The 11,042-nt window shown below is 72.2% G+C and carries 9 protein-coding genes; 2 read left to right on the top strand and 7 right to left on the bottom strand.

What is annotated here, in order from left to right; translation table 11 throughout:
- Positions 1-67: 67 nt before the first annotated feature.
- The 5 genes from KUM44_RS03975 to KUM44_RS46695 all read right to left on the bottom strand — a co-directional run bounded on the left by KUM44_RS03975 (position 68) and on the right by KUM44_RS46695 (position 6,600).
- Entirely contained in the window at positions 68-1,330 is a 1,263-nt protein-coding gene (locus KUM44_RS03975; protein ID WP_217206280.1) for a cytochrome P450, read from the bottom strand.
- Positions 1,327-3,039, bottom strand: a complete 1,713-nt coding sequence (locus KUM44_RS03970; protein ID WP_217206279.1) for a non-ribosomal peptide synthetase — start codon at positions 3,037-3,039, stop codon at positions 1,327-1,329. The genes KUM44_RS03975 and KUM44_RS03970 overlap by 4 nt, the downstream gene beginning before the upstream one ends.
- Positions 3,039-3,788, bottom strand: coding sequence for a thioesterase II family protein (locus KUM44_RS03965; RefSeq protein WP_217206278.1), 750 nt, complete (start codon positions 3,786-3,788; stop codon positions 3,039-3,041). Before KUM44_RS03965 ends, KUM44_RS03970 begins: the two co-directional genes overlap by 1 nt.
- Before the next feature lie 786 nt (positions 3,789-4,574).
- The gene (locus KUM44_RS03960) at positions 4,575-5,213 is read right to left on the bottom strand and encodes an HAD family phosphatase (protein ID WP_217206277.1); all 639 of its coding nucleotides are present in this window, start codon (positions 5,211-5,213) and stop codon (positions 4,575-4,577) included.
- Positions 5,214-5,319: 106 nt separating this feature from the next.
- Entirely contained in the window at positions 5,320-6,600 is a 1,281-nt protein-coding gene (locus tag KUM44_RS46695; protein WP_308402481.1) for an acyl-CoA dehydrogenase family protein, read from the bottom strand.
- Positions 6,601-6,688: 88 nt separating this feature from the next.
- Between KUM44_RS46695 and KUM44_RS03950 the strand changes: the two genes are divergently transcribed.
- Positions 6,689-7,291, top strand: coding sequence for a TetR/AcrR family transcriptional regulator (locus KUM44_RS03950; RefSeq protein ID WP_308402480.1), 603 nt, complete (start codon positions 6,689-6,691; stop codon positions 7,289-7,291).
- Between the two features lie 45 nt (positions 7,292-7,336).
- Here the strand turns inward: KUM44_RS03950 and KUM44_RS03945 are convergent, their stop codons facing one another.
- Entirely contained in the window at positions 7,337-8,302 is a 966-nt protein-coding gene (locus tag KUM44_RS03945) for a ScbA/BarX family gamma-butyrolactone biosynthesis protein (protein WP_217206275.1), read from the bottom strand.
- Between the two features lie 335 nt (positions 8,303-8,637).
- Here KUM44_RS03945 and KUM44_RS03940 point away from each other — a divergent pair, with 335 nt between their 5' ends.
- Complete coding sequence (locus tag KUM44_RS03940; RefSeq protein WP_254389010.1) at positions 8,638-9,297, top strand: ScbR family autoregulator-binding transcription factor; 660 nt, start codon at positions 8,638-8,640, stop codon at positions 9,295-9,297.
- Positions 9,298-9,386: 89 nt separating this feature from the next.
- On the opposite strand, the gene KUM44_RS03935 is transcribed toward KUM44_RS03940, so the two are convergent.
- A complete protein-coding gene (locus KUM44_RS03935; RefSeq protein WP_217206273.1) occupies positions 9,387-10,940 on the bottom strand; it encodes an MmgE/PrpD family protein in 1,554 nt (517 codons plus the stop codon).
- Between the last annotated feature and the right edge of the window lie 102 nt (positions 10,941-11,042).

Below are 11,042 nucleotides of genomic sequence, written 5' to 3'. Positions count from 1 at the left end.
GTGTGACGGCTCCAGGGGTTTCACGAGTACCCTCCACCCACTCCGGTTGCCGGATGGTCCGCGGCGGTCACGACAGGCGGGTCGGGTGCGCGCCGTCCCGTGGTACGCCGCGCACCGGCATGGACGTGATCCCGGCGACGAAGTTGGAGGCCAGGTGCCGCACCTCCCCGGCCGGTTCGATCCGCTCGACCAGCGCGCAGACGCGCTCCAGGAGCATGCGCAGCGACAGCCGTGCCAGCGCGGCCCCGACGCAGTAGTGGGGCCCGAATCCGAAGGCGATGTGCCGGTTGGGGCGGCGTTTGACATCGAATGTGTAGGGGTCGGCGAAGACGTCCTCGTCCCGGTTGGCCGACCCCAGCCACACCGCGAGCGCTGAGCCGGCCTTGACCGTACGGCCGCTCAGCCGCACGTCCTGGGTGGCGTACCGCATGAAGTGACTGGCCGGTGATGTCCAGCGCAGTCCCTCTTCGACGCAGCCGGCGGCCAGGGAGGGGTCTGCGACGACCGCGTGGTAGGCGTCGGGGTGGTCCATCAGGGCCTGGACCAGTCCGGTGACGGTGTGCGGGGTGGTGACGTTCGCGCCCAGGATGAGGCTGTAGCAGTTGTAGACGATGCTTTCGTGGTCCAGCGGCTTCCCGTCGATCCGCGTCCGCATCAGGTGGCCGATCAAATCGTCCGTCGGGGTCCCGTCCCGCGCGGCGAGCTGTTCCGAGAAGTACTCGAACAGCTCATGGTGCGCGGTGACGAGCGTGAGTGGGGCCGAGCCCTCCTGGAAGGCCGGGTCATGGGGCGCGACGGCCATGGTGGTCAGCTTCGTCAGACGCGGCCAGTCCGATTCCGGCAGACCCATGAAGGTGCCGATGAAGTCCATCGGGAAGTCGGCGGCGAGCACGGCGAGATCGGTGGGCTCGCCGGTCAACAGCGGCTCGACCAGCCGGTCGACGGGCCCCAGCAAGGTGTTGCGCCGTGCGTTGACCGCCCGTGCCGACAGCACCCGGTTCAGCGATTCGCGCAGCATGGTGTGGTGGGGCGGGTCGCTCGCCGCCATCATCTTGCCGCCCGCCGGGTCGCCGACGTCCAAGGCGCTGAGGAGGGTGCCCCGCTCGGAGGTGAAGTCCTCATGGTCGCGCAGCACCCGGCAGGCGTCCGCGTAGCGCGTCACCGACCAGAACTGCCGCCCGTCGGGGAGTTGTTGCCGGTGCACCGGCGCCTGGGCGCGCAGGGCCCGCCAGACCGCGTGCGGGTGGCCTTCGCTGTGCAGGAACGGATCGAACAGATCGACGCTGTCCAGATCGACCTGCCCGTCCGGAGCGTGCGGCGACATCCTCATCGGCGCCGCTCCTCGACCAGCGCCGCCAGCCCGGCCACGGTCGGCCGCAGATAGAAGTCGCGCGGGGCGATCGTCACGCCGAACTCCCTGGCAACGTCCTCGGTCATCCGCATGCTGAGCAGCGAGTGGCCGCCCAGCGCGATGAAGTCGTCCTCGATCCCGATGCGGTCGACACCCAGCAGATCGGACCAGATCTCGGCGATGAGCACCTCCACCCCGGTGGCCGGCGGCACGAAGTCGGAGAAGAGGTCCGGGCGTTCACGCGAGACGGTGCCGGCCAGCGCCGAGCGGTCGACCTTGCCGTTCGCGGTCAGCGGCAGCTCGTCGACGACGCGGTAGGTGGCCGGCCGCGCGTAGTCGGGCAGTGCCTCCGTCATCTGACGCCGCATGCCGAGGACCGACACCACCTGTCCGCGATGGGGTGCCACGAATGCGGCGAGCCGGAGCGCGCCGGTGGGGCCGGGCTGTGCCACGACCGCCGCCGAGCGAACGCCGGGCAGGCGCGCCAGGACCGTCTCCACCTCGCCTGGCTCCACCCGGAAGCCGTTGATCTTGACCTGTCGGTCGGACCGCTCGAGGAACTCCAGCACACCGTCGGACCGCACGCGGACCAGGTCGCCGGTGCGGTACATCCGTCCGCCGGGCGGAGAGCTCCACGGGTCGGCGACGAACCGCGCACCGGTCTGCCCTGGCTCGCCCAGGTATCCCCTGGCGAGCCCCGGCCCCACGGCGTAGAGCTCGCCGGCCTCGGCCGGCCGCAGTCGGGCATCGAGGACGCGCACCTCGGTGCCCGCGATCGGCCGCCCGACCGGCACCGGGTCGGTGTCGCCCGCTGTGATGTCATGGCAGCACGTGAACGTCGTGTTCTCGGTCGGGCCGTAGCCGTTGACGAGCCGGATCCCCGGCAGCCGTGAGAGAACCAGCTCAGCATGGCGCGGGGACACCACGTCTCCGCCGACGACGAGGCGCCGCAGGTTCGCCAGCAGGTCGAGGTGGTGGTCGACGACCTGCTGGAACAGGCCCGCGGTCAACCACAGCGTGGTGATCTTGTGGTCGCTGACGAAGCGCGCCAGCTCGGCCGGCGACGGCTCCCCCGGGGGATGGACCAGCAGCTCGGCGCCGTTGAGCAGGGGGGCCCAGATCTCGAAGGTGGAGGCGTCGAACGCGACGGGGGCGAACTGCAGGAAACGGTCGTCGGGTTCGACCGGTGCGTAGGCCTGGTCGAGCACCAGCCGCAGGACCGACTCGTGCGTTATCGCGACACCCTTCGGGGCGCCGGTCGACCCTGAAGTGAACGCGACATAGGCGAGGTTGCCGCCGCCCGCCCGGGCCGCCCGATCGCCGGCCGGAGCCGGGTCGGCGAGCGCGGAGGACTCGATCACGGCCCCGGTCGCGTCGAGAAGGCAGCTCACACCCGCCGACCGCAGGGCCCTCCCACGCCAGTCGTCCGGCTGCCGGGGATCGACGGGCACATACGCGGCGCCGGCCTTGAGGATGCCGAGCAGCGTCACCACCAGACCGAGGGACCGCTCGGCCAGCACGCCCACTCTCGACTCCACGCCTATTCCCCGGGCGGCCAGTCGACGCGCAATCCCGTCAGCCCGGGCATCCAACTGCGTGTAGGTCACAACGCCGTCCTGCCCGTGGATTGCCGGCTTGTCCGGAGTCGCGGCGGCATGGGCGCTGAACAGCTCGTGGACCGTGTCCATCAAGCCACGCCCTCCATGTCCCGCGCCAGTTCTGCCATGAGTGCCAGGGGTGCGTTCAGAAAGGTGTGATGCGCGCCGCGCACGGTGATGAACCGGACGTCGTCGCCGTACGCCCGCCAGCCGGCCATCAACTCGGGCCGTACCTCGTCGTCAGAGTCCCATCCAATCGCGGTCACCCCGCCCGGCAGCGGGAGCGGAGCGGGGAGCTGGTACGCCTTGTGGGCACGGATGTCGGCCTTCATCACCGAAAGCCCCAGGTCCAACAGCTCTGGCGTCAGCTGACTGCCCATGGACTTGGCCAACGTGGTCACTTCCATCGCCAGCTCGTCGTCCCCCATGGAAAGGAACCGGCCGTAGGGCGGCTCGTGCGGAGCTACCTGGGAGGAGACAAATAACCGGCTCGGCGTCGGCAGACCGGCCCGCTCCAACTGGGCAGCCGTCGCGAAGGCCGCCAGCGCCGAGCTGCAATGCCCGAAGAACGCGAACGGGCGGTCCAAATAGGGTTGAAGTTGCTTGATTGCCTGCTCGGCGTAGTTCTCGAAGGTTCCGAAATGCGGTTCGCTCAGCCGGTTCTCCCGACCTGGCGGCTGTACCGGACAGACTTCCGCCGGCCCCACGTTTGACGGCCAGCGCGCATACATCGAGGCCCCGACGCCGGAGTACGGAAAACAGAAGAGCCGACAGGGCGCAGTTGCGCTGGGACGGTGAAGCAACCACTGTCCGCGGACGCGACTGGTCTCGAGCGACATGCAGTCTCCCCCATTAGTCCCGTGGCCGGCACCGGAGCGTGTCGATCACCGCGCGCTCACGCCCGGGCAGAAGAAGCGGGCGACAGACACCTTCGGACCAGTGCGGCACGGGACACACGCCCAGGGGCTCAGCTTCGAACTCTAGTTCGCAATTTGGGTCGCTTCTCAAGATTCGCACGAGGCCCTATGCGACACAAGCGATCTTCCACGGGCGTCCGGAACTATTCGCTCGACTTTCCTTACGCTGAGTACTCGGCACCGATGCCCGAGACAGAATTGGGGAGGTTCCTCCCCTTGCAGCGACGTCGCACGACAACAATCGATGACGCAACTCTTGCTGCCAGCGCCTCCAAACTTGCTTGAACTGGCCGGATTTGTTCTGCGTTTCGGCGGGCGTCTCGCCGCCCGGAACCGCGAGCGGGTGTGAGTGGTTGAGGTACAGGAAATCCCGTGAGTCTGACCTTGCTGGGGTTCCCTGCTCCGGCGAGCACTCGGGCGCGCCGTGCCCCGGGCCGGCGTTGTCCTCTTCGGGCTGTGCGGGGTCGGGCCAGGGGCCGAAGAGACCGTGTTCTCCGGGTCCGTGCGGCGCCGAGGACGCCGGGGTCCGTCCAGCGACGGGGCGGCATGGGGATCTCCGGCTGTCTTCGTTGCGGGCCTGCGCGAGCCGCTGGGCCGACCTTTCGGCGCCCGCGGGCCCGGGGCCGGGTCCGGGTCCGCGGGCACGCAGAGGGCCGCCTGCCGGGTGGCACCTTCAGGTGGCTTCCTGCGGCCGGCGCACCGCCGCGGTCACCGGTCTTTGTCGGTCCCGGCGTCGGGGGGTGGCACGGTGGTGTGGGTCCCGTCCGGGGCGACCATCACCGCGTGTCCCACGCTGTGCAGCATGGGCAGGTCGGAGGGATGGTCGCCGTAGGCCCAGCAGTCGGCCGGGTCGATGTCGGGGTGGCGGGCGAGGAGCCTGCGCACCAGGGTGCGTTTGCCCTCGCCGATGGCCGGGGGGCCGATCAGTTCGCCGGTGAGCAGCGGCCCGCAGCGTTCGAGTTTCGCGCCGAGGACGAACTGCGCCCCGACCGCCTCGGCGATGACGGCCAGCAGGGGCGGGAAGGTGCCGGAGACCAGGGCGACGGACGCGCCCTCGGCCCGGTGCCGGCGCAGCGCGGCCAGTGTGGTGGGGAGATAGAAGCCGTCGGCCCGGCTGTGCTCCCGGTACCACCGGCGGGCCGCGGCCTCGGCCTGTGCGGCCGGGCAGCCCCGGAAGGCCCGGTGGAAACGGCGGTTGGCCTCCGCGCGGGGCAGACCGGCCAGTTCGCCGAGCAGTTCGCCGGCCCGGCGCGCTGCGTCCGCGCCGTGCAGCCGCGCGATGTGGTGGCGCAGGAAGTCCGGGCCGCTCTTGCGGCCGATCAGCGTCTCGTCGACGTCGAAGAACACCAGCCGGCGAGGCTCTTCGGGGTGTGCCCGCGCCGCGGGCCGGGATGACGTGGGGCGGGCAGGCGGCGGCGCGGGTCGCGGGGACCGGCCTCGCCCGCTGCGGGTTTCAGCGGACACCGGCGGCCACCTCCGCCGGCGCGGAGTGCGCCATGAACCGGGGCGCGGCCGTCGGCGGGCCGGCAGACACGGTCTGCGCGCCCGCCGGCGCGGCCGCCCGTCCGGGGGGGTCTTCGAAGTCGGCGAACACCGCGTCCGCGTACAGGGCCGCCGCGGTCTCGCGGCGCATGGCCTGGTGCGCGGCCAGCACGTGGATGTCGCGCCAGGTGCGCTCCAGCGGCCCGGGGCCGGCGCAGGCGTGGGTTCCGGCCGCACGGAACAGCCGCTCGACGGCGGTGACCAGGTGCTGTGCGGCGGCGGCCGCGACCCGGCGGTTGCGGGCCACGTCCCGCTCGGCGCGGGTGCCCGAGTCGGCCCGCAGCGCCGCGTCCCCGAGCAGCAGCCCGGCGGCCTCGATGTCGTCGGCCGACTGCGCCAGCGTCAGCTGGAGCATGGCGCGTTCGGAGCGCCGGCCGGCTCCCCTGCGCGCGGCCCACGCGGTCCACTCCCGCAGGGCGTGGCGGGCCGCCCCGAGGGCGGGCGCGCACAGCAGCAGTCCCGTCCCCAGGTACGCCGGGGCGGTGTGGCAGCGGGACCGTCCGGGTCCGGGAGAGCCCGCCAGCACGTCCGACAGGGAGCAGGTGCGGTGATCGGGCACCGCCACCGGGCCGTCGAGGACCGCGGTGTGGCTGCCGGTGGCGCGCATTCCGGTGCTGCGCCACGTCTCGCGCACCTGGATCTCGGCGGCGGGGACGGCGAAGAGCCGGCACGGGCCGCCGGGTAACTGCGCTCCGTCCGGTTCCGGGGCCGCCAGCAGCAGCCAGTGCGCGTCCTCGAGCCCGCTGACGCACTCCCAGGTGCCGGTGAGCAGCCAGCCTTCGGAGCAGCGGGCGGCGGAGCCGGAGGGCCGCAGTCCGGCGGCGATCCGCACATCGGGCGATCCGCCCCACAGGTCGAGCTGCCCTTCGAGGGGCAGGTGGGCGGCGTATCTGCCGTGGGCCGCCCACAGGGCGGCGCACCAGGCGGCGGACGCGCATCCCTCGCCGACGGCCGCCGCCTGGGTGAGGAGTTCGCTGAAGGTTCCCTCGGTACCGTGCCAGGCCGCGGGCACGAAGTGGCGGGCGAAGCCGGCGCGGGTCAGCAGCGCGACGGTCTGCGCGGACAGCCGGCCGGTGGCATCCGCCGCGGACGCGTGTGCCGCGGCACAGGCCACGGCGCCCGCCAGCTGTCCGCGCGCCTGCGGCGCGCCACCCTGTGCCCCCTGACCTGTGCAGATTTGACGCGGGTTCACCTATCGCTCTCCTTTACTCCACGACTAGAATTCGTTCCAGAACGAATTTTTCCTGGCCGGTCCTTCACCCCCGGCCGGGGTGAAGGAGGTGATCAGCGTGGTCAAGCAGGCGCGTGCCTTTCGGACGCACGGTCGCGTCCTCGACGCCGCCGCGTACGAGTTCGCACGCTACGGCTACGTGAACGCGAACCTGCAGCGCATCGCCGACCGGATCGGGCTGACCAAGGGAGCCCTGTACGGGCACTTCTCCAGCAAGGAGAAGCTGGCCGCCGCACTGACGGAACATCTGTCCCAGAACATGCGGACGCTGCTGGACGAGGCCAGGACCTCGCCCGAGCCGGCCACCAGCCGCCTGGAGGCCCTGGTGCTCGGACTCGGCAAGCTCTTCGAGACCGACCCCAGGGCGCAGGCGGCCCTGCGGCTGGAGGTGGAGGCGGCCCGGGCGGACGGCACCGTGGCTCCTCTCCTGAGCGACACCCATGGCATCGCGCTCGAACTCGTGGGCGAGATGCAGCGGGGGCGGCACTGGGACGAGGCACCGCCGGCCGAGGCCCTGGCCGATCTCATCGTCGCGGCGTTCTGCACCGCGCTGTGGACCTGCGCCTGCGCGGGCCCGGACCGGCCCGGTCCCAGCGTCGCCGCGATGTGGGGCGTGCTGACGCGCGCGATGGAGATGCGCGCCTCCGCCTGAGAGCCGACGACCGCGCGGCCCGGGGCACGGGCCGGCGGGCCGCCGCTACCAGGAGGCCGGGACGGCCGCCGCCGGGCGTGTGCCCACGCAGGCCCAGGCGGTCCGTGCGCGGGCCAGTACGGTGTCGCCCTGGACCGCCGAGACGGACAGCTGAAACGTTTCCCGCGGACGGGCGCCCGACGCGCACTCATCGACCACGAGCCGCAGGGGCCGGCCGAACTCACCGAAGGCCAGGCACTGCACCGTGGTCCGGGCCAGCGCGAAGGACAGGTCGGCGAACGGGCCGTCGCACGCCTCGTGCACCTTGAGGTGGCCGAGCTGGCGGAAGCCCTCCAGCATCACCATCATCGGGATGTGGTCGGTGGGGTGGTCGAAGAGCACCGCGTGGTCGCGGTCGACGCGCAACCGCCACCCGTCGGGCCCCTCGGCCTCTTCCAGGACGCAGTCCCGCCAGCGCAGCCGCCCCACCCGGTGCGGGGGCGTGCGCGGCGCCCCGGACGAGGCCGTCCGCGGCGGTGCGGCGCCCGGCCCGTCCGCGGCACCGCCGCCGAGCCGGCGCAGCAGGCCGTAGCGCCGCTCGTCCACCATCAGCATGCTGATGGCCCCCCAGCCGCACGCGCGGCCGTCGACGACGAGCCGGAAGTCCATCCGGGCCCCGGCCCTGCCCCGCGTGCCGTCGCCGTCCCAGGTCCACTCGCCCACCAGGAACACCGAGAGCGGTACGCCCTCGACCCGCAGGGCGGCGGGGTCGGTGATCTCGAAGTCGATGTCGCGGCCGACGAAGCGCCGGCCGAGCGGCACACCGCAGTGCCGGTGGGCGACGTAGACCATCCCCTGGCGCAGGGTCTCCGCGAACAGCAGGGGATCGCTCAGACCGTTCTCGTCCGGATGGTAGAGCGCGTGGTCGCGCGGCCACTGGGCCGCGACGACGAACTCGCGGTCACCGACGCGGGCTCCGTCGGTGACGAAGACCTCCGCGACGGAGCTGCGGTGCACCAGCTCACGCGTCACGGGACGTGCAAAGCTCAACGAATCGCAGGCGCGGGCCATTGCTGACGCCTGCGGGTTGCTGGGATGATTGAGCACGACTGACATCTGGGATTCGCCTCCCCCGTACTGGAAGAACCAGGACCATGCGAACTAACAGACGTGCGGCGCCCTTCGGCACGAAATTAATATACCTTCGGGAAGGTATATTGCAAAGGTCGGGCGAAGCATGCCGGATGATTGGTCATCCCTGCTGGTCAGAGGGGCGAAACTCTCGAAACGTCCGCACGTGCCCCGGCCCGGTCCCCCCCACGAACCGGCCGCCGAACGCAGCGGACGGCACAGCACGAATGGACGTCATGAGCGAACACAGCGACACGACACAGACCTCGTACATCCCCGGCAGCACCTCGGCCGACGACACCTCGCACCTCAAACAGGAGCGCGCCATCCGCACCCGGCGCACCATCCTCGACGCGGCCGCGGAGGTCTTCGCCCGGCACGGCTACCCGAACGTCACCATCAAGGACATCGCCGACGGCGCGGAGATGACCAAGGGCGCGGTGTACTTCCACTTCTCCAACAAGGAGACCCTCGCGCTCGCCGTGACGGAGGAGTTCTACCGCAGGCTCAACGAGATCGTCTCCCCCGCGCTCGACGGCGACCACTCCTCGCCCTCGACGGTGGTGGACGTGCTGCTGCGCACCGCGGGCGGGTTCCGCGACGACGTCTACATCAAGGCGGGGTCGCGCCTGCAGATCGAACGCCCGTACATCAAGGCGGAGATGCCGGTCCCGTACGTCGGTTTCACGTCACTGATCGTCGGACTCCTCCAGGAGTGCCGGGCCGCGGGCCGGCTGCCGCAGAGCGCGGTGCCCGAGGCCCTGGCCAGGGTCCTGGTCTCCGCCCTGTTCGGCGCCCAGCACATCTCCTGGGTGCAAAACGACCGGGCCGACATCGTCAAACGGGTCGAGGAGATCGTCGACGCCTTCCCCCTGCTGTCGGTGCCGGCGCGGTAGGACGGTGTGGCCGGGCGGGTGCGGTGGGAACCGGTGAACCGCTCCGGCCCGCCGCACCGGCCATGCCGTGCGGCGGCGGGCCGGGCGGTTCACTCCAGGAAGGCGGCCTCTATCCAGCGGCGCAGGGCGCCCGGACGCATGCGGTGCAGCCGCTCCACGCTGTCGGACACCTCGTGCGGGCCGCCGACCGACAGGAACTTCTCCCGCACCAGCTCCGCGTGCCGGACCCGGGTCTCCGGGCCGGCCGCACCGACCGGAATCAGCCGGGTGCGCGTCACCGTACGGCCGTCGGCCAGCCGGACGGTGACGCGGGCGCCGGTGGCCTTGGCGGCACGGGAGAAGTCCCGGCCGTCGGCGCTCAGCGGGCCCAGCAGGTCGACCAGTTCGTCCCCGCCGAAGCCGCGCAGCCACGGCACGGCACGCTCCCCCGCCTCCCTTACCGCCTCGCCGAACGGGGCGTCGGACAGGAACAGTTCGCGCGTCATCTCGGTGTCGTGCTCCAGGCGCACCCGCCGGGCCAGCGCCCAGCGGGCCGGGTCGTCCAGGTGCGGGGAGGAGAAGTCGTCCACGGTGAACTCGCCGGTGAGCAGGGTGGTCGCGACGGGGTAGGGCACGTCGAGGACCAGGGCGCCGAGCGGGGAGCCCGGACCGTTGACGTACCGGGCGGCGCGCTCACCGGCGAACAGGGTGTACAGGGATGCCTCGACGACGACCTCGGCGACGTCCTCGGGCCGCAGGCCGCCCAGTTCCCGGTGGATCTCGGCGGCGCAGTCCACGGCCGCGTCGATGCCCGGCCCGCCGGGGTGCATCTTGAAGGAGAGCGTGTCGGTGTGCCAGCGCCGGCCCAGCCCCTTGGCCACCGCCTGCGGCAGCGGCACGGTGGCGAACCGGGCGAGGAAGCCGTCCTCGTGCTCGACGATGTCGGGAGCGCCGCGCAGCCCCGCGTACGCCGCGTCGCAGGCGTCCATGGCGGTGCGCACCGGGGTGAAGGTGTTGAACAGACGGGCGTCGCTGGCCAGGAAGGCGCGCATCAGGGGCCAGTTGGGCATGGCGAAGGCCAGTCCGAGGGCGTTCTCCCAGAGCGCGGCCGGGGCCCGGTCGCAGTGCAGCCGGCCCGCCACCGCGCCCGCCAGGTGCGTGTGCACGGCGCTCTGGCCGCGCAGCGGGCCCAGGGTGGCCGAGGCGGTGATGCGGGCCGCGCACTCGTTGGCCGCGACGACGGCGGTCAGCAGGGACAGCCCGTCGAGCCGGCGGGTGTAGGCGAAGGCGAGCGGTACCGCGACGGTGGAGTTCGACAGGTGTCCGGCGTAGGCGGTGTCGTCGAGGTTGAGCCAGGACCCGAGGGCGGCGAAGACGCCCGCGGCGGTGCGCGGGTCGCGCTGCATGGGGTGCCCGAAGGCCGCCACCAGCCGCCGTCCCAGCGGGTGGTGGAGCCCGGCCCGGATGGATGCGGCCTGCGAGAGCACCTGGCTGGCGGCGAGCTTCAGCACCCGGCACGGGATGTGCTCGGGGCGCAGCGTCGCCGCCCACTGGGACAGTTCACGCAGCGGGGTGTCGGTGGGCCGGCGAGGACGCCTGGGCGCCGTGCTCCCCCAGTCCTCGCACAGCGCCCTGGCCACGCTCTCACCGAGTACTGCCGTCATGGCGCGAGGCACCTCTCTCGCCGTGCGCCGGCCCGGGCGTGCCGTGGCCGGCGGCTGGTCGCTCCGGGCGGGTGGAAGCGGCGGCGGGAGCACCGTCGGTGG

It is taken from the genome of Streptomyces sp. AC550_RSS872, assembly GCF_019049285.1.
GTDB lineage: Bacteria > Actinomycetota > Actinomycetes > Streptomycetales > Streptomycetaceae > Streptomyces.
This window is presented reverse-complemented; position numbering and strand designations above follow the sequence as displayed.